The organism is Aeromonas sp. s1(2024) (assembly GCF_040908005.1).
GTDB classification, from domain to species: Bacteria; Pseudomonadota; Gammaproteobacteria; order Enterobacterales; family Aeromonadaceae; genus Aeromonas; species Aeromonas caviae.
On sequence record NZ_JBFOCW010000003.1, the window covers coordinates 1 to 17429 of the forward strand.

At 61.6% G+C, this 17429-nt stretch carries 17 protein-coding genes, 2 tRNA genes and 1 pseudogene; 11 read left to right on the top strand and 9 right to left on the bottom strand.

Going from position 1 to position 17429, the window contains the following annotated elements:
* Positions 1–4: 4 nt before the first annotated feature.
* The 3 genes from AB5Y70_RS00365 to AB5Y70_RS00375 all read left to right on the top strand — a co-directional run bounded on the left by AB5Y70_RS00365 (position 5) and on the right by AB5Y70_RS00375 (position 620).
* Positions 5–90: transfer RNA gene (locus AB5Y70_RS00365), tRNA-Leu, on the top strand.
* 71 nt (positions 91–161) lie between these two features.
* Positions 162–247: transfer RNA gene (locus AB5Y70_RS00370), tRNA-Leu, on the top strand.
* Between the two features lie 100 nt (positions 248–347).
* The gene (locus AB5Y70_RS00375; RefSeq protein WP_029314828.1) at positions 348–620 is read left to right on the top strand and encodes a late competence development ComFB family protein; all 273 of its coding nucleotides are present in this window, start codon (positions 348–350) and stop codon (positions 618–620) included.
* Here AB5Y70_RS00375 and AB5Y70_RS00380 read toward each other — a convergent pair.
* On the bottom strand, positions 617–826 hold the full coding sequence (locus tag AB5Y70_RS00380) for a hypothetical protein (protein ID WP_171865440.1): 210 nt from the start codon (positions 824–826) through the stop codon (positions 617–619). The two genes, AB5Y70_RS00375 and AB5Y70_RS00380, sit on opposite strands and share 4 nt — an antisense overlap.
* 300 nt (positions 827–1126) lie before the next feature.
* Between AB5Y70_RS00380 and nhaC the strand changes: the two genes are divergently transcribed.
* From nhaC to AB5Y70_RS00415, 7 genes and pseudogenes are all read left to right on the top strand, one after another.
* Positions 1127–2536 (top strand): Na+/H+ antiporter NhaC, encoded by a 1410-nt coding sequence (gene nhaC, locus AB5Y70_RS00385; protein WP_103243757.1) that lies wholly within the window; start codon positions 1127–1129, stop codon positions 2534–2536.
* A 105-nt stretch (positions 2537–2641) separates the two neighbouring features.
* A pseudogene (locus tag AB5Y70_RS00390) lies at positions 2642–3564 on the top strand (LysR family transcriptional regulator).
* Between the two features lie 195 nt (positions 3565–3759).
* Positions 3760–4905 (top strand): ABC transporter substrate-binding protein, encoded by a 1146-nt coding sequence (locus tag AB5Y70_RS00395; protein WP_043152863.1) that lies wholly within the window; start codon positions 3760–3762, stop codon positions 4903–4905.
* A 161-nt stretch (positions 4906–5066) separates the two neighbouring features.
* Complete coding sequence (locus tag AB5Y70_RS00400; RefSeq protein WP_043152864.1) at positions 5067–6080, top strand: ABC transporter ATP-binding protein; 1014 nt, start codon at positions 5067–5069, stop codon at positions 6078–6080.
* Positions 6077–7045: an ABC transporter permease gene (locus AB5Y70_RS00405; protein WP_043152865.1), complete on the top strand. Its 969-nt coding sequence runs from the start codon at positions 6077–6079 to the stop codon at positions 7043–7045. The genes AB5Y70_RS00400 and AB5Y70_RS00405 overlap by 4 nt, the downstream gene beginning before the upstream one ends.
* Before the next feature lie 110 nt (positions 7046–7155).
* Positions 7156–7971 (top strand): ABC transporter permease, encoded by an 816-nt coding sequence (locus AB5Y70_RS00410; protein ID WP_019840685.1) that lies wholly within the window; start codon positions 7156–7158, stop codon positions 7969–7971.
* Between the two features lie 29 nt (positions 7972–8000).
* Positions 8001–9431 carry a gamma-aminobutyraldehyde dehydrogenase gene (locus tag AB5Y70_RS00415; RefSeq protein WP_043152867.1) on the top strand — a complete coding sequence of 477 codons (1431 nt, stop codon included), beginning with the start codon at positions 8001–8003 and terminating at the stop codon, positions 9429–9431.
* Between the two features lie 126 nt (positions 9432–9557).
* On the opposite strand, the gene cyoE is transcribed toward AB5Y70_RS00415, so the two are convergent.
* The 4 genes from cyoE to AB5Y70_RS00435 are packed head-to-tail and all read right to left on the bottom strand — an operon-like array spanning position 9558 to position 12674.
* Positions 9558–10463 carry a heme o synthase gene (cyoE, locus tag AB5Y70_RS00420; protein ID WP_043152868.1) on the bottom strand — a complete coding sequence of 302 codons (906 nt, stop codon included), beginning with the start codon at positions 10461–10463 and terminating at the stop codon, positions 9558–9560.
* Positions 10460–11470 carry a heme A synthase gene (locus tag AB5Y70_RS00425; RefSeq protein WP_043152869.1) on the bottom strand — a complete coding sequence of 337 codons (1011 nt, stop codon included), beginning with the start codon at positions 11468–11470 and terminating at the stop codon, positions 10460–10462. The genes cyoE and AB5Y70_RS00425 overlap by 4 nt, the downstream gene beginning before the upstream one ends.
* A gap of 59 nt (positions 11471–11529) precedes the next feature.
* The gene (locus AB5Y70_RS00430) at positions 11530–12012 is read right to left on the bottom strand and encodes a hypothetical protein (RefSeq protein WP_043152870.1); all 483 of its coding nucleotides are present in this window, start codon (positions 12010–12012) and stop codon (positions 11530–11532) included.
* The gene (locus AB5Y70_RS00435; protein WP_223917947.1) at positions 12009–12674 is read right to left on the bottom strand and encodes an SURF1 family protein; all 666 of its coding nucleotides are present in this window, start codon (positions 12672–12674) and stop codon (positions 12009–12011) included. Before AB5Y70_RS00435 ends, AB5Y70_RS00430 begins: the two co-directional genes overlap by 4 nt.
* 78 nt (positions 12675–12752) lie before the next feature.
* Here AB5Y70_RS00435 and AB5Y70_RS00440 point away from each other — a divergent pair, with 78 nt between their 5' ends.
* On the top strand, positions 12753–12959 hold the full coding sequence (locus AB5Y70_RS00440) for a DUF2909 family protein (RefSeq protein WP_043152873.1): 207 nt from the start codon (positions 12753–12755) through the stop codon (positions 12957–12959).
* A gap of 8 nt (positions 12960–12967) precedes the next feature.
* Here AB5Y70_RS00440 and AB5Y70_RS00445 read toward each other — a convergent pair whose 3' ends face one another.
* Genes AB5Y70_RS00445 through coxB form a run of 4 tightly spaced genes read right to left on the bottom strand, consistent with a single transcriptional unit; the run spans position 12968 to position 17154 of the window.
* Entirely contained in the window at positions 12968–13849 is an 882-nt protein-coding gene (locus AB5Y70_RS00445) for a cytochrome c oxidase subunit 3 (protein ID WP_043152874.1), read from the bottom strand.
* Between the two features lie 2 nt (positions 13850–13851).
* A complete protein-coding gene (locus AB5Y70_RS00450) occupies positions 13852–14406 on the bottom strand; it encodes a cytochrome c oxidase assembly protein (protein WP_043152875.1) in 555 nt (184 codons plus the stop codon).
* Between the two features lie 9 nt (positions 14407–14415).
* Positions 14416–16014, bottom strand: a complete 1599-nt coding sequence (gene ctaD, locus AB5Y70_RS00455; protein ID WP_043152876.1) for a cytochrome c oxidase subunit I — start codon at positions 16012–16014, stop codon at positions 14416–14418.
* Between the two features lie 9 nt (positions 16015–16023).
* Complete coding sequence (coxB, locus tag AB5Y70_RS00460; RefSeq protein ID WP_223917946.1) at positions 16024–17154, bottom strand: cytochrome c oxidase subunit II; 1131 nt, start codon at positions 17152–17154, stop codon at positions 16024–16026.
* Positions 17155–17429 lie beyond the last annotated feature (275 nt).

The window sequence follows — 17429 nt, forward strand, 5'->3', positions numbered from 1 at the left end:
ATGTGCGAAGGTGGCGGAATTGGTAGACGCGCTAGCTTCAGGTGTTAGTGCCCCCCGGGTGTGAGGGTTCGAGTCCCTCTCTTCGCACCATGCTTCTGGCATGTAAAACGCAGAAAATGCGCTCCAACCGCATTTAAAAACCAGCTGGAGAAAATCAGTGTGCGAAGGTGGCGGAATTGGTAGACGCGCTAGCTTCAGGTGTTAGTGTCCCACGGATGTGAGGGTTCGAGTCCCTCTCTTCGCACCATCATTCTGCAAAGGCCCGTTACGAGAGTAACGGGCCTTTTGTGTTTTCATGCCCCATGGCTATGCTGTTGAAGATGCTGCGCCACCACGGGGGTTTTCCCATGATCCTGGATACCGATATTCACAACTTCTATGAGCATCTGGTGCTCAAGGAGATAGAAAAGCAGGGGTTGGCTCGAACATTGACCCCCTATCAGCTGGCAGACCTCTGCTGCCTGACACTCAACCAGCTTCCCTCACACTACATCCGTCACGATGTCGACATGATCTACTTCACGACAGACGCCGAACGCAGCGAGATGGAGAAGAAGGTCATCGCCTCCCTGCGCCAGGCCTACGACAAGATCCAGGCCGTCCCCACTCGCCAGGCTTAATGCCAGCCCTGCTGCCAGAGCAGAGTGACGACCCCTGTCATTCCCGCAACCGGCAGCAGGATCAACACCGGTCTCAGCCTGGGTTCCAGCATGACCCAGGCAGCCAGCAAGAACCCCAGGCTCCAGAACCCGTATTCCTTCTCCTGACCCCAGACCAGCACCACCAGAAGGGCGGCCAAGAGCAGAGCGCGTGCTATCCAGTTCATTGGCATTGGTCCGAAAAAAGATTAATGATAACCATTATCATATTTGGTGTTGCCATCTGCAATCGAACTTGCCTATGGATCTCCGGCTATCAAACGGTGTCGATTGAACAGTGAAAAATGCCGATTAGATCAACTATTTTGTGGGATTTTAAAATTTTAAAGCTGTTTTTCCGAATGAGCAGGGATTTTACACCTCCGCTTTATGGTAGATTGCGCCCTCTTTTGGTAAGCCTCTCGGGATCGACACATCCGCAGGACGAGAGGGGCTGACCTTGGCGAGCAAGAGTTTAGGGAGCGTCTATGCAAAACCAACAACACCACATCCGATTGCCGGGCATGTCGCAAGTATTTGCCTGCCTGGCCATTTTCCTGGCCCTGGCCTTCTCCTTCACCAGCGTGCTGGATCTGCCAATCCAGCTGGCACTGTTCATCGCCTGGTTCGTCATCATGGGGCTCGGCATCAAGCTCGGCCATGATTACAAATCCCTGGAACAGGCGGCAGTCGACGGCGTCGCCAAGGGGATGGGGGCCATCCTGATACTGATCTCCGTCGGTGCCCTGGTGGGCACCTGGATTGCCGGCGGCATCGTCCCCAGCATCATCTACTTCGGCCTCAAGGTGATACACCCCTCCATCTTCCTGCTGGCGACCCTGATCATCTGCTCTCTCACCTCGCTGGCCACCGGCACCTCCTGGGGCTCGGCGGCCACCGCCGGCATCGCCATGATGGGTATAGGCCACAGCCTGGGGGTACCCGCGCCGCTGGTAGCCGGTGCCGTGCTCTCCGGCGTCTACTTCGGTGACAAGCTCTCCCCGCTCTCCGACTCCGTGGTGCTGGCCTCGACCATGTCCAACGTCGACGTGATGGAACACATCAAGGGGATGCTGCCCATCAGCCTGTTCTCCTACGTCATCACCGCCGCCCTGTTCACCGTGGTCGGCATGCAGTACTCCGGCAACGTCAGCCTGGAGCAGGTCAATCTGGTGATGGACGCCCTCGACAAGCAGTTCAACATCACCCCCATGGCCATAGTGCCCGTGGTGCTGGTGCTGGGCCTGTTGGCCAACCGCAAGCCCGCCTTCCCGGTGATCAGCTTCGGCGCCTTGCTGGGTCTTGTCTGGGCCATCGTCTTCCAGGACATGGATCCGGTGAAGGCGATGCACTCCGCCTACAGCCCGTTTGCCATCACCTCAGGCGTCGATTTCATCGACAACATCCTGGGCCGTGGCGGCATGGAGTCCATGCTGGGTTCCGTGGCCGTCATCATCTTCGGCTTGGGCTTCGGCGGTCTGCTGGAGAAGGTCGGCATCCTCTCCGTCATCGCCAGTGCCTTCGAGAAGCGCATCAACAGCGCCGGCAGCCTGACCAGCCACACCATCGGCACCGCCTTCCTGGCCAACGTGTTCGGTTCCGCTATGTATGTATCGCTGATCCTGACCCCCAAGATCATGGCCAAGAACTACGACAGACTGGGGCTTGCGCGCAAGAACCTCTCCCGCAACGCCGAGTTTGGCGGCACCCTCACCTGCGGCATGGTGCCCTGGAGCGACAACGGCATCTTCATGGCAGGGGTCCTCGGGGTAGCGACCCTCGACTACCTGCCCTACATGTGGCTCAGCTTCACCTGCATCATAGTGACCATCACCCTCGCCTATCTGGGCAAGGGAGTGAACCGTGTACCGGTCACAGAGGCGGTGACAACCCGCTAATTTCCGTAAAAACAACGACAAAGGCGCCATCACAGCGCCTTTTGTCTGGGTGCGATTCGAGGTTAAGCTGGCACCCACCTTGATCCCACGTGGCAGGACGCCCAGATGAACTTCACCTTTCGCCAGATCCGCTATTTCGTGGCGGTGGCCGACAGCTTCTCGGTGAGCCGGGCAGCCGCCGAGCTGCACATCTCCCAGTCGGCGGTCACCAGCGCCATCCGCGAGCTGGAGACCGAGCTCGGCGCGCCCTGTTCGAGCGCAACCCGCGCGGCGTCAGCCTCACCACCCAGGGCCACCAGTTTCTGCTGCACGCCCGTCGCATCCTAAGCGCCATGACCGAAGCCGGCCAGTCCCTCAAGGCGGTGGCCCAGCAGGATCAGGGGCGGCTTACCATAGGCGTAACCACGCTGGTGGCAGGCTACTATCTGTCGGAGGCTCTCGGCCGTTTTCGCCGCGCCTTCCCGGCGGTACAGATCGAGGTGAAGGAGGATGAGCAGCCCTATCTCGAACACCAGATCGTCAACGGCGAGGTGGACGTGGGGATCCTGATGACCAACCGCACCATCCGCCAGGAGGCGTTCGATACCGAGTTGCTGACCCGCTCGCCGCTGCGGGTCTGGCTCGCCGCCAACCACCCCCTCTGCGCCGAGTCGACCCTCTCCCTCAAGGCGCTCGGCGAGGAGCCCATGATCTCGCTGACCGCCGACCAGCTGGACCAGATCATCGGCGGCGGCCTGCGCCGCTACGGCATCTCGCCGCGCATCGTGCTGCGTACCGCCTCGGTGGAGGCGGTACGCAGCCTGGTGGCGAGCCAGCTCGGACTCGCCCTGCTGCCGGACTTTGCCTACCGCCCCTGGTCGCTGGAGCAGGAGCGGGTCGAGGCCCGCGCCATCAAGGAGCCCATTCCCGCCATCGACATTGGCCTGGTGTGGCGGCGCGGCTCGCGCCTTGACTGGGCCGCACGCGAGTTCATCGACATCGCCAGAGATCAGAGCCGGCTGCGGGCCCGCCAGCACCTCCCCCGCTAGGACTGAGCCTGAACAGCCGTGACTCCGGCAAAAAAACAGATTCATCTGCACTCGATATCGATTTTGCAGATACCAAAGCCGTTAAAAATTGAAATTCTCATTGCTCCCGGCTTCTCCTACGCTCATGGCTGGTTAACAGGATGTTAATGCCTACTGTGGCGCCGCCACGGTTGCCAATCATGCAAGGAGAGCAAGATGAAATTGACCCCTCTGACCCTGGCCCTGATCCCGGTGCTGCTGGCAGGCCAGGTCCAGGCTGCCCCCACCACCCTCGGCAAGGGTGAAGGCCAGCTCAACATCGTGGCCTGGGCCGGCTACGTGGAGCGCGGCGAGACCGACAAGAACTACGACTGGGTCACCGGCTTCGAGAAAGAGACCGGCTGCAAGGTCAACGTCAAGACGGCCGCCACCTCGGACGAGATGGTGGCGCTGATGAACGAGGGAGGCTTCGATCTGGTGACCGCCTCCGGCGACGCCAGCCTGCGCCTCATCGCCGGCGGCAAGGTGCAGGTGCTCAACCTGGCGCTCATCCCGAGCTACGGCAAGATAGACCCCCGCCTGCAGAATGCCCCCTGGCACACGGTAGACGGCAAGCACTACGGCGTGCCCTACCAGTGGGGCGGCAACATCTTGATGTACAACACCAAGGTGTTCCCCAAGGCGCCCGACTCCTGGAGCGTGGTGTTCGAGGAGCAGACCCTGCCGGACGGCAAGTCCAACAAGGGGCGGGTGCAGGCATTTGACGGCCCCATTCACATCGCCGATGCGGCCCTCTATCTGATGAGCCACCAGCCGGCGCTCGGCATCAAGGATCCCTACGAGCTGAACGAGGATCAGTACAAGGCCGCCCTCGACCTCCTGCGCCAGCAGCGCAAGCTGGTCGGGCGCTACTGGCACGATGCCTTCGTCCAGATCGACGACTTCAAGAACGAGGGGGTGGTGGCCTCCGGCTCCTGGCCGTTCCAGGCCAATACCCTGATCGCCGACAAGCAGCCCATCGCCACGACGGTGCCCAAGGAGGGCGTCACCGGCTGGGCCGATACCAGCATGGTGCACAGCGAGGCGAAGAACCTCACCTGTGCCTATCAGTGGCTGGAGCACTCCCTCAACAACAAGCTGCAGGGGGATCTCGCCTCCTGGTTCGGCTCCGTGCCCGTGGTACCGGCCGCCTGCGAGGGCAATGCCCTGCTCGGGAAAGAGGGGTGCAAGACCAACGGCATCGACAACTTCGATCGGGTTCACTTCTGGCGTACCCCTGTCTCCCAGTGCAAGAGCCAGGGAACCTGCGTGCCCTACTACCGCTGGGTCTCGGACTATATCGCTATTCTGGGTGGCCGCTGATGCTGGTAGAACAAGGCCATATCCCAGCGGCAGGGAACCTGCGTGCCCTACTATCGCTGGGTTTCGGACTATATCGCCATCCTGGGTGGCCGCTAAGACCGGATAACCAGATGGGGCCGGACAGGAGTCCGGCCCGCTTCCCACACAGACAAGGACGTCCCATGAATGCCGTACAATTTGACCGGGTCAGCCGCCACTATGGCGAGGTGAAGGCGGTCGACGACATCTCCTTCCAGATCCCGGCCGGCGAGTTTTTCACCCTGCTGGGGCCGAGCGGTTCCGGCAAGACTACCTGCCTGCGGATGATCGCGGGCTTCGAATACCCGAGCGAGGGGGAGATCCAGCTGTTTGGCGAGCCCTGCTCCACCGTGCCCCCCTACGATCGCAACCTCAATACCGTGTTTCAGGACTATGCCCTGTTTCCCAACATGGATGTGCGCGACAACATCGGCTACGGCCTGATGCTCAAGGGCGTCGCCAAGGCGGAGCGTTACCGCAAGGTGGACGAGATGCTGGAACTGGTGCGCCTGCCCGGCGTCGGCAACCGCAAGCCGGGCCAGCTCTCCGGCGGCCAGCGCCAGCGCATCGCCATCGCCCGGGCACTGATCAACCAGCCGCGCATCCTGCTGCTGGACGAGCCGCTCGGGGCCCTCGACCTCAAGCTGCGCGAGCAGATGCAGCTCGAACTGAAAGCCTTGCAGCGCCAACTCGGCATCACCTTCATCTTCGTCACCCACGATCAGCAGGAGGCGCTCTCCATGAGCGACCGCATCTGCATCTTCAATCAGGGCAAGATCGAGCAGATTGCCGCGCCGGATACCATCTACGACGCCCCCGCCACCCCCTTCGTCGCCCGCTTCGTCGGCACCGTCAACCTGTTCGAGGGGGAGCAGGCCCGCCGTCTGTGCGGCGATGCTCAGCAGATGATGGTGCGCCCGGAGCGGATCCGCCTCGCCGAGGCCGGCACACCGGGCTGGTCAGGGGAGGTGCGCGAAGTGGAGTACCTCGGCCCCTTCGGGCGCTACCGGGTCGATCTTGGCGAGCAGCTCGAGCTTATCGTCAACCACCCCAACGAGGGCCAGGCCCGTCTGCCCCGTGGCGCCCGGGTCAACCTCAGCTGGCCGGAGCAGGCGATCCATCGCCTGCACACCGCCCCTCTGGGAGCTCAACCATGAGCGCCCCCCACTGTGCGAGCCTTGCCATGAGCCAACCCACTGCCCCCCTCTCCTATCGGCCGCTGCGGCGCCTCTCCACCCTGCTCTACGGGCGGCCAGGTCTGTTGCTGGCCATCCTGCTCGGGCCCCCCCTGATCTGGCTCGGCATCATCTATGTCGGCTCCCTGCTGATGCTGCTCTCCAACGCCTTCTTCGGGCTGGACGAATTCAGCGGCCAGATCCGCCACGAGCTGGGGCTGCAGAACTTCGTCGCCCTGCTGCGGGCGGAGAACCTGGACGTGATCCTGCGCACCGTCGGCATGTCGCTGCTGGTGACCCTGGCCTGTGCCCTGCTCGGTTTTCCGATCGCCTACTACATGGCGCGCTATACCAGCGGCAAGACCCGGGCCCTGTTCTACGTCGGCATCATGCTGCCGCTCTGGTCCAGCTATCTGGTGCGGGTCTACGCCTGGAAGCTGATCCTGGCCAAGGAGGGGGTCATCAGCTGGCTGGCAGACACCCTGGGGCTGGACTGGCTGCTGGACGCCATCCTCTCGCTGCCGGTGATCGGGGGGCCGTCGTTGTCGTTCTCGCGCATCGGCACCTTCATCGTGTTCGTCTACGTCTGGCTGCCCTTCATGATCCTGCCCATCCAGGCTGCGGTGGTGCGGATCCCGCGCTCCTTGCTGGAGGCGAGCGGCGATCTCGGCGCCACCCCGGCCCAGACCTTTCGCACCCTGATCCTGCCGCTGGCCCTGCCCGGCGTGGTGGCGGGCTCCATCTTCACTTTCTCCCTGACGCTGGGGGACTACATCATCCCCGGCATCATAGGCAACTCCACCATGTACATAGGTCAGGTGGTCTACATGCAGCAGGGCACGGCGGGCAACCTGCCCTTCGCCGCCGCCTTCTCGCTGGTGCCGATCCTCATCATCGCCATCTACCTGACCATCGCGAAACGTCTGGGGGCCTTCGATGCGCTTTGATACCCATATGTCACTCATCCACACACGTTCGCAGGTGCCCATCCTGATCATGGCTATTCACCTGACGACAGCGAAACGCTTGGGGGCCTTCGATGCGCTCTAATACTTCCATGAAGCGGGACCATGGCAGCCAGCCCTCCGGCCTGCTCAAGTACGCGGCCATCGGCGGTCTCCTGTTCCTGCACTTTCCGATCCTGTTCATCTTCCTCTACGCCTTCACCAGCGAGAGCAAGAGCTACCAGTTCCCACCGCCCGGGCTCACCCTCAAGTGGTTCGAGGTGACCCTCAACCGCCCCGACGTGTGGCGCGCCATCCAGCTGTCGCTGGAGGTAGCGGGGCTGGCGACGCTGGCCGCCATGGTGCTCGGCACCCTGGCGGCGGGGGCCATCGCCCGCAGCCGCTTCTTCGGCCAGGAGGTGGTGTCGCTCTTGCTGGTGCTGCCCATCGCCCTGCCCGGCATCGTCACCGGCATCGCGCTGCGCTCAGCCTACGGGGTGATGGAGATCCCTTTCAGCTTCTGGACCATCGTCATCGGTCACGCCACCTTCTGCGTAGTGGTGGTCTACAACAATGCCCTGGCCCGCTTTCGCCGCACCAACCAGAGCCTCATCGAGGCGTCGATGGATCTCGGTGCCGACGGCTTCCAGACCCTGCGCTACGTGATCCTGCCCAACCTCGCCACCGCCCTGCTGGCGGGGGGCATGCTGGCGTTCGCGCTCAGCTTTGACGAGGTGATCGTCACCACCTTCACCGCTGGCCAGCAGACCACGCTGCCGATCTGGATGTATCAGGAGCTGATCCGGCCACGGGACAGGCCGGTCACCAACGTGGTGGCGCTCATCATAGTGGCCTTCACCACCATTCCCATTCTGCTTGCCTACTACCTCACCCGCGACGGCCAAGACGTTGCCGGCAGTGGCAAATAACGACTCAACGCGTGCGCAAGGATGCAACCATGAAACTCTCTACCCAACTTTTGATCGACGGTCAGTTCGTCACCGGTGACGGCCAGGCCGAGCCCATCCTCAACCCGGCCACCGGGGAGCTCATAGCCTCCGTGCCAGAAGCCTCGTTCGAGCAGGTGAACCGGGCGGTGAACGGCGCCCAACGCGCCTTCGCCCAGTGGAGCCGCACCACCCCGGCCCAACGCAGCACGCTGCTGCTGCGCCTGGCTGATGCCATCGAGCGCCACGCCGAGGAGTTTGCGGCGCTCGAATCCCTCAACTGCGGCAAGCCCTATCTGGCGGTGCTCAATGACGAGCTGCCGGCGGTAGTGGACTGCTTCCGCTTCTTCGCCGGCGCGGCTCGCTGCCTGCAGGGGCCGCTGGCGGGGGAGTACATCGAGGGGCACACCAGCATGATCCGCCGCGATCCCATCGGGGTGGTGGGCAGTATCGCCCCCTGGAACTATCCGTTGATGATGGCGGCCTGGAAGATGGCCCCCGTGCTCGCCGCCGGCAATACGGTGGTGCTCAAGCCCTCCGAGCAGACCCCGCTCACCGCCCTGCGCCTGGCGGAGCTGGCCAGCGAGCTCTTCCCCCGCGGCGTCATCAACATCGTCTGCGGCCGGGGCGAGAGCGTGGGGGCACCGCTGGTGGAGCACCCGCTGGTGCGCATGGTGTCGCTGACCGGTGACATCGCCACTGGCCAGAAGATCCTGCAGAGCGCCGCCCGCACCATGAAGCGCACCCATCTGGAGCTTGGCGGCAAGGCGCCGGTCATCATCTTTGACGATGCAGACTTGGAGGCCGTGGTGGCCGGCATTCGCACCTTCGGCTTCTACAACGCCGGCCAGGATTGCACAGCCGCTTGCCGCATCTATGCCCAGGGCAAGATCTACGACAAGTTCGTCGCCGCCATGACCGAGGCGGTTGCCTCCATCAAGGTGGGCGGTCCGCGCGAGGAGGGGGTGGAGATGGGGCCGCTCATCTCGGACCGGCAGCGCAACCGGGTGGCCAGCTTCGTGGAGCGGGCCCAGAGCAGCGGTCACGTGGAGGTGACGGCGGGAGGCAAGATCCGCCCCGGCAACGGTTTCTTCTTCGAACCGACCCTGATCGCCCACGCCCGTCAGGAAGATGAAATCGTGCGCCGGGAGGTGTTCGGCCCGGTGGTGTCGGTGACCCGCTTTGGCGACGCCGAGCAGGTGGTGCAGTGGGCCAACGACTCGGACTACGGCCTCGCCAGCTCGGTCTGGACCCGGGATCTCGGCCTTGCCAGCAAGGTAGCCAGCCACCTGCAGTACGGCTGCACTTGGATCAACACCCACTTCATGCTCACCTCCGAGATGCCCCACGGCGGCATGAAGATGTCCGGCTACGGCAAGGATCTCTCCCTCTACGCGCTGGAGGACTACACGGTGCCGCGCCATATCATGGTCAAGCTCTAGGCTCCACTCCGTCCCCCTGAAAACAAGATGGTCCCTTGGGGCCATCTTGTTTTGCATCAGGTCTGTGCATCCCTGCAGTGCACCGACGCAGCGTCACCATTCACCCGACCGCGACCCGCATCAACGTCATGACAACCGCCACAACCAGTGGTGATCCAGAATAAGCAGACCAAACAGCAGCATCAGGTGATAGATGGAGAAACGGAAGGTGCGCATCGCCTGGCCGGGCCGATCCCCGTACTTCAACAGCCAACCATGCCAGCAGAATCCGAGGTTCAACCCAAGGCTGCCGACCAGGTAGACAAGCCCCGACATGCCGATCAGATAGGGCAGCAGACAGACGAGCGTCAGGATCAGCAGATAGAGCAGGATGGCGGTCTTGGTGAAATCGGTGCCGTGGGTGACCGGCAGCATGGGAATGTCGGCACCGGCATAGTCATCGCGCCGGTGGATGGCCAAAGACCAGAAATGGGGCGGCGTCCAGGTAAAAATGATCATCACCAGCAGCCAGGGCTCGGCCGAAAGCTGCCCCGTGATGCTGGTCCAGCCCAAGAGCGGTGGCATGGCTCCCGCCAATCCGCCGATAACAATATTCTGCGGCGTGGCCCGCTTCAGCAGCAGGGTATAGACAACCGCATAGCCGAACAGGCTGGCCAGGGTTAGCCAGGCAGTCAGGGGATTCACGCCCCAATGGAGCAGAACAAACCCCGACAGCGCCAGACAGATCGCGAAACTCATCGCCTGCCCCGGCGTGATCCGTCCCATGGCGACCGGGCGCCAGCGCGTTCTGCGCATCCGGGCATCGATGCCGCTATCCAGAGAGTGGTTCATGGCCGCCGCCCCGGCAGCGAGCAGTCCAATCCCCGCCAGGCCCAGTATCATCTCGTCCAGAGAGGCGCGTGTCGGCTCGGCCAGCAGCATGCCCACCCAGGCGGTCAGGAGCAGCAGGGCGACCACCTTTGGTTTGGTCAACTGACAATAATCGTGCACCCGGCGGAGGGCGAAGCGCTGCACCCGCCCTCTCCCATTCATGTCCGGCTCCTGACCATCCCAGGGGATGCCAAGGGGTCGTGATGATGCAAAGAGAGGCTCCCGCGCGCCAGCACACAACAGGCCAGCAGGTGGGCGGCCACCAGATTGTGTGCAAGGGCGTTGGCCAGCGGCAGGGCCAGATGGACGTTCGCCAATCCCAAGGCAATCTGCACGGTCAGCAGACCCAGCAACAACCAGCCAAACCCTCTCAAGGGGGGCCGCTGGCAGAGCAGCGCGAGGGCGAAAGCTCCCACCAGCAAGGCCGTGGTCAGCGCTCCCAGGCGATGGGCGATGTGAATGGTCTGGCGCGCCTCCTTGCCCAGCACGCCGAACTCATAGCTGGCGTGCCCCAGAGGGAGATGAAAGGCTTGCGCCCAATTCAGCTCTGCCTGCCAGTTGCCCTGGCACAAGGGAAACTCCACACACGCCATGGCCGCATAGTTCGCCGACGTCCAGCCCCCCAGCGCGATCTGCAGCAGCAACACGCCACAGGCCATGCTGCCAAGCCAGGACACCCCCTGGTGTACGGGCGGGGGTGAAGGGAAACCAGCCAATTCGGCCCGATAGAGCCAAAGCAAGGTCAGGATGGCGAAGCCGCCCAGCAGATGAGTGGTCACCACCAGGGGATGCAGGGCCAGGGTCACCGTCCACATACCCAGTGCCGCCTGACCCGCAACCAGCACCAGCAAGATGAGCGAGAGGTGGCGCAGTCGGCCGCCTGCACGCCAGCCCAAGCCGGACAGGAGCACAATCACGCCTCCCAGCACCCCGGCGAAGTAGCGATGCACCATCTCGCTGCGCGCCTTGTGAGGAACAAGCGGGCTGGCCGGATAGCGCTGTGCCGCCAGTTCCGCATGCTCGGCGCGGGGAATGGCCAGGGAACCATAGCAACCAGGCCAATCGGGGCAAGCCAACCCGGCATCCGTCAACCGGGTATAAGCACCGAGCGCGATGACAAGAACTGCCAGCGCAATGGCCACGGATGCCAGCCTCTTGTGCATCTTCATATGCCGCCTCGTTGACCGTGCAGTCACCAGAAGATGCGAGTTCCATGCCGGCGGCATCGTCACTGCACCCCACGCTGATATTTGAGCAGTTGCTGCAGATCCGACAGTACCGCCTTGCCAAGCAATGGCCAGGTCGTCGTGCTGCCGGGTACCTCGTAACGCAAGATGGCCAGCCCGCGGGCGTCCACCAGCAGTATATCCCCCTCCCTCATTTCACTGTTTGCCTCGTGAGATGGCGTCAACTGGACCAGCTCCAGCTTGTCCAGATTACGGCCAAGTGCGGCCTGGATACGTGCCATCAGCGCGGGGACCTGCCGGCATTGCCCCTCGCAGCGAGAGGCCACCAGATAGACCAGTCGCCATTGGTGCTGATGGGCAGGAAGCGGTTGCAACAGGTAGATCTCCTGGTGCAGCCAGTGCCCCTTGCTACGCGTGCCGGGCTCATACCAGCCCTGGTGAAGAGTCAGAGCCGCCAGCACCACAGGCAGCAGGATCACCGCAGCAAAGAGCACTGGTACCCGCCAGCGTCGCCATCCGCTCATGGGGAGCACCTCCTTGTCAGCATGACCCCCCCTGACAGAACCACCAGCGCCAAGCCGAGCCATTGCACCGCATAGGCCCGGTGTTTTTCGGGCGGCATGACATTGTGCTGGTAGTGATAGAGGAATGGGGTTCGTCTTTGATACAACACGGCGTCTGCAAGCGGGGCTCCGATTGCCTGTCGCAGGGTCTCGACCCTGATGGATTGCAGCCGGTTCGGGTAGGGGCCTGGTTCTATGTTCTGTCCCAACAGGAAGCCGCCGGGAGCCATGCGCAGCACACCTTCAAGGGTCATTGCGGCGGGGATGGCGGGATTGGGCAATTGCGACCTGTCGGATGGCGCGGGCACCCATCCCAGGTTGACCAGCAACAGTGAGGATCCCCCCTCTGCGCGTACCGGGATGAGCACGTCATAGCCAACCTCCCCGTTGACGATCTGGTTGTCCAGCAACCAGACATAAGGGCTGATCCACTCGACTTTCCCTTGCAGAGGCTGGCCATCCAGTGACTCCGGGTGTTGCCAGTCGATCTGGGCCAATGTCCTTGGCCCGGCCTGCTGCATCTTTGCCATCTGCGCCAGCCAGGCCGTTTTTTCCATTCCGCGCTGCCACTGCCAGAACGCCAGCTTGCACAAACCGGCCGTCACCACCAGAGTGAACAACAAGACGAACCAGCGTCTGTGATGCCATGGTCGTCGCTTGTCTCGTGCAGCCGAATCGCGCATATCGAGGAGGATCCCAAGATGTTGATCAAGGTCGTTCTGATACTCATGCTGCTGCTCATCATCGGCCAGCTGTTTCACGCCCTCTGGCTGATGCTCAGTGCAGGCAATACGCAAAAGATGTCGGTACCTCTGGGCCGGCGCGTCTTCTTCTCCCTGCTGGTGGTCATCATACTGCTGCTCTCTCTCGCGATGGGCTGGCTGGAGCCCAACCCGCGTCCCTACTGAGCACGGCATCAAAGCAGGTAGACAAAGACGAACAGACAGAGCCAGACCACATCGACGAAGTGCCAGTACCAGGCCGCAGCCTGGAAAGCGAAATGACGCTGTGGGGTGAAATGATCCCTCAACATGATGCGCAGCCAGATGATGGTCAGGAAAAGGGTGCCCAGCAGCACGTGCAGTCCATGGAACCCGGTCAGAATGAAGAAGGTATTGCCATAGATGCCGGAATCCAGCCGCAGCCCGAGATCCCGATAGGCATGCAGATACTCATAGCCTTGAAACCACAGGAATATCAGCCCGAGCACCACAGTGGCCAGCAACATCCCCTTGAGCCGCATGCGTCTGCCGTTTTCCAGACTCATGTGTGCAAACAGCAGGGTCACGGAGGAGCCGAGCAGGATCAGGGTATTGATGAGGGGGATCCCCTGCCAGGGCATGGCCTGGGTCGTGGCCCCGCCGGGCGTCTTGAGCAGGGGCCAGTGAGCGGTGAAATCCGGCCACAGCAGCTGGCCCGTCATCACCCTGTGGCCCGCACCATCCAGCCAGGGCACCGCAAGCTGGCGGGCATAGAACAGCACTCCGAAAAAAGCCAGAAAGAACATCACTTCGGAGAAGATGAACCAGACCATGCCCTGCCTGAAGGATCTGTCCATCTGGGCGCTGTAGAGCCCGGTCATGGACTCCCGGATGATGTGACGGAACCAGCCAAACAACATGAATGCCAGCAGGGCGACACCGGCCATCATCAGATACCGGCCGAAACCGGTCTGCCCACTCGCCACTTCATTGACCAGATGTCCCGCCCCCAACGCCAGGAAAAACAGTGCAATGGCACCAATGATGGGCCAGCGACTCTGGTCCGGGACATAATAGGTCTGGTTCACCTTGGCCATGGTCATTTCCTCTGTGCGAGTGCCGGTACCGGTACGGACGCCGTGATGTCATAGAGCGAGTAGGAGAGCGTGATGGTATTGATGCTGTCCGGTAGTGCCGGATCGATATAGAACTTGAGCGGCATCAGCTTGCTCTGCCCTGCCCTCAGCTCCTGGCGATTGAAACAGAAACACTCCACTTTCTTCAGATAGGCCGCGGCGGGACCGGGAGAGACCGACGGGACCGCCTGACCCACCATGGTCCGCTCCGTGGGATTGAACACCCGAAAGTTGACCATCTTCACCTCCCCCGGCCGCACCGACAGCCGAGCCGTCTCACCGCTGAACTCCCACGGCATCCGGGTATCCGCATGAGCAAGAAACTCGATCTGGATGCTCCGCTTGCTGTCGATCACCGCCCGCTCCGTACTGGCCGCTTGATCAGACGTCTTGCCATTGAGGCCGGTGATCCGGCAGAAGACGTCATAAAGCGGCACCAGCGCAAAGGCAAAACCAAACATGACGAGCACGACCAGAGCCAGTTTTCTGAGCAAGGGGGCATGACTGACCTTGGTCATATGACCTCCCTAACGCTCTTCCGACCGGATATCCGGTGGAGTCTGGAAACTGTGATAGGGAGGGGGAGAAGAGAGCGTCCATTCCAGCCCCTCGGCCCCCTCCCATACCCGATCGCTCGCCTTGGCTCCGCCTCTGATGCATTTGATCACACCCCAGACAAACAGCAGCTGGGACAGGCCGAAGGCAAAGCCCCCCAGGCTGATCAGCATGTTGAAGTCGGCAAATTGCAGGGCGTAATCGGGAATGCGGCGAGGCATGCCCGCCAGCCCGACAAAATGCATGGGGAAAAACAGCACATTGACCGAGACGAGCGAACACCAGAAGTGCCATTGGCCGAGCCGCTCGTCATACATGTGCCCCGTCCATTTCGGCAACCAGTAGTAGGCCGCAGCCAGGATCGAGAAGACGGCACCGTTCACCAGCACATAGTGGAAATGGGCCACTACGAAATAGGTGTCGTGATACTGAAAATCAGCTGGCGTCATGGCCAGCATCAGCCCGGAGAAACCGCCAATGGTGAACAGGGTGATGAAGGCGATGGCAAACAGCATGGGGGTCTCGAATGTCAGAGAACCACGCCACATGGTAGCAAGCCAGTTGAATACCTTTACCCCTGTCGGCACCGCGATCAACATGGTGGTGTACATGAAGAACAGCTCCGCCACCACGGGCAATCCGGTGGTGAACATGTGGTGAGCCCAGACCATGAAGGAGAGCAAGGCGATGCTGCTGGTGGCATAGACCATGGAGCGATAACCGAACAGCTTCTTGCGGGAGAAGGTCGGAATGATGCTGGAGACGATGCCGAAAGCCGGCAATATCATGATGTAGACTTCCGGGTGCCCGAAGAACCAGAAAATGTGCTGAAACAGGACAGGATCCCCCCCACCGGCCGCATCGAAGAAACTGGTCCCGAAATACTTGTCCGTCAGCACCATGGTCACCGCAGCCGCCAGCACCGGCATGACAGCGATGAGCAGAAACGCCGTGATGAGCCAGGTCCAGACAAACAGCGGCATCTGCATCCAGCCCATGCCCGGCGCCCGCAGGTTGAAGATGGTCACGATGACGTTGATGGCCCCCATGATGGAGGAGATCCCCATGATGTGAATGGCAAAGACGAACAGGGCCGTGCTGTTGCCGCTGTACTGGGTGGACAGGGGGGCATAGAAGGTCCAGCCAGAACTGGGGCCGCCTCCCTCCATAAACAGGCTCGACAGGAGGATGAGGAAAGCAAACGGCAGGATCCAGAAGCTCCAGTTGTTCATGCGGGGCAGCGCCATGTCAGGAGCCCCAATCATGATGGGGATCAGCCAGTTGGCGAGGCCGGTGAAGGCGGGCATGACGGCACCAAAGACCATGATGAGGCCGTGTACCGTGGTCATCTGGTTGAAAAACAGGGGTTCCACCAGTTGCAGTCCGGGCTGGAACAGTTCTGCCCGGATCACCATGGCCATGGCGCCACCGGTAAAGAACATGGTGAGGGCAAAGCAAAGATAGAGGGTACCGATGTCCTTGTGATTGGTGGTGTAGAGCCAGCGCCTCAGACCGGCCGCTGGCTGGTGGACATGTTCGCTGTGCGGGGTATCCGTGATTCCATCACTCATGCCGACGCCTCACTTGTCCTTGTCCGGATTGGCCGGGTTGAGAAGGGACTGCACCTCGGCTGGCTGCACAAGGTCGCCGGTCTTGTTATCCCAGGCATTGCGTTCATAGGTGATGACGGCGGCCAGTTCCTGCGCCGTCAACTGTTTGCCAAAAGGCTGCATCGCCGTGCCGCTCTTGCCATGCAGGACGATGTCCAGATGCTGGGCCCGATGTTCCGCCTGTGTGGTCACCTTGCTGCCATTGAGCGCCGGGAAGATGCCGGGCAATCCGGTACCCGCGGGCTGATGACAGGCAGCGCAGTGCCCCAGATAGACTTTCTCCCCCTGTGCCATGGCTTGTGGCAACGTCATGGTCTCCGCTGCCTGCGCCTGTTGCTGTGCCTTGGCAGTTGCCTGCTCGTCTCCCTTTCTGGCAATCCACTTCTCGAACTCCTCTGCGGATTTGGCCACCACAACCACAGGCATGAAACCGTGATCCTTGCCGCACAGCTCGGCGCACTGCCCACGATAGGTGCCCGGCTTGTCGATCCGGGTCCAGGACTCGTTGATGTAGCCAGGATTGGCGTCTTTTTTCACGGCGAAGGCGGGAACCCACCAGGAGTGAATGACATCGTCCGAGGTCATCAGGAAACGGATCTTCTTGCCGACCGGCAATACCAGAGGGTTATCCACCTCCAGCAGATAATTGCCGCCCTTGGGGGCATCACCGGAGATCTGCTGTTTGCTGGTCGCCAGCAGGGAATAAAACGCCACTGGATACTCGAGGTATTTGTAATGCCATTTCCATTGCGAGCCCGTGACGAGGACGGTGAGATCGGCCTTGGAGGTATCCTCCATCTTCAACAGGGTCGAGGTTGCCGGTGCCGCCATCGCGATCAGTATCAACACGGGGATGGCCGTCCACAGCAACTCGATGCGGGTGCTTTCGTGAAACTGGGCGGCTTTGGCACCGCGCGATTTTCGATGGTGCACGATGGACCAGAACATGATGCCGAAGACGAGCAGACCGATGACGCAACAGATATAGAAAATCGTCATGTGCAGGTCATAGACCTGCTGGCTGATGGCGGTCGCCCCGCGCGTCATGTTGAACCGGATCTCATTGGCAAAAGCGCTGCTGCTGATGAACCACATCATCATTCCGGCACCTGCCTGAGCTGCATCGTTTCTCACATTGCACTCCCTGTGCACGTTGGAGAAGATGGCCTGCATTCAATACACCCGACGCTAACCATCTGAAAATAATGCATTTATTAAAATTCATTTCACATTCAAGTATTAGTCCATATTCAGAAAAAACCAAAATGCAGACAGCCCTGACCAGGCTCATCAGAGCAGTGGCAATGGGCAAAACGCGAGCAGGGAAGAGGGAGAAACGGGTCCCGGGGTGGCCACGTCTTGAACGGGGAGAGCTT

Excerpts from the sequence above, each read along its gene's own strand:
- AB5Y70_RS00450 (WP_043152875.1), bottom strand. The coding sequence starts at position 14,406 with ATGACCAAGGTCAGTCATGCCCCCTTGCTCAGAAAACTGGCTCTGGTC.
- nhaC (WP_103243757.1), top strand. The coding sequence starts at position 1,127 with ATGCAAAACCAACAACACCACATCCGATTGCCGGGCATGTCGCAAGTA.
- AB5Y70_RS00405 (WP_043152865.1), top strand. The coding sequence starts at position 6,077 with ATGAGCGCCCCCCACTGTGCGAGCCTTGCCATGAGCCAACCCACTGCC.
- coxB (WP_223917946.1), bottom strand. The coding sequence starts at position 17,154 with ATGATGATGTGGTTCATCAGCAGCAGCGCTTTTGCCAATGAGATCCGG.
- cyoE (WP_043152868.1), bottom strand. The coding sequence starts at position 10,463 with ATGAATGGGAGAGGGCGGGTGCAGCGCTTCGCCCTCCGCCGGGTGCAC.
- AB5Y70_RS00375 (WP_029314828.1), top strand. The coding sequence starts at position 348 with ATGATCCTGGATACCGATATTCACAACTTCTATGAGCATCTGGTGCTC.
- AB5Y70_RS00415 (WP_043152867.1), top strand. The coding sequence starts at position 8,001 with ATGAAACTCTCTACCCAACTTTTGATCGACGGTCAGTTCGTCACCGGT.
- AB5Y70_RS00440 (WP_043152873.1), top strand. The coding sequence starts at position 12,753 with ATGTTGATCAAGGTCGTTCTGATACTCATGCTGCTGCTCATCATCGGC.
- AB5Y70_RS00425 (WP_043152869.1), bottom strand. The coding sequence starts at position 11,470 with ATGAAGATGCACAAGAGGCTGGCATCCGTGGCCATTGCGCTGGCAGTT.
- AB5Y70_RS00380 (WP_171865440.1), bottom strand. The coding sequence starts at position 826 with ATGAACTGGATAGCACGCGCTCTGCTCTTGGCCGCCCTTCTGGTGGTG.
- ctaD (WP_043152876.1), bottom strand. The coding sequence starts at position 16,014 with ATGAGTGATGGAATCACGGATACCCCGCACAGCGAACATGTCCACCAG.
- AB5Y70_RS00395 (WP_043152863.1), top strand. The coding sequence starts at position 3,760 with ATGAAATTGACCCCTCTGACCCTGGCCCTGATCCCGGTGCTGCTGGCA.
- AB5Y70_RS00400 (WP_043152864.1), top strand. The coding sequence starts at position 5,067 with ATGAATGCCGTACAATTTGACCGGGTCAGCCGCCACTATGGCGAGGTG.
- AB5Y70_RS00445 (WP_043152874.1), bottom strand. The coding sequence starts at position 13,849 with ATGGCCAAGGTGAACCAGACCTATTATGTCCCGGACCAGAGTCGCTGG.
- AB5Y70_RS00430 (WP_043152870.1), bottom strand. The coding sequence starts at position 12,012 with ATGAGCGGATGGCGACGCTGGCGGGTACCAGTGCTCTTTGCTGCGGTG.
- AB5Y70_RS00410 (WP_019840685.1), top strand. The coding sequence starts at position 7,156 with ATGAAGCGGGACCATGGCAGCCAGCCCTCCGGCCTGCTCAAGTACGCG.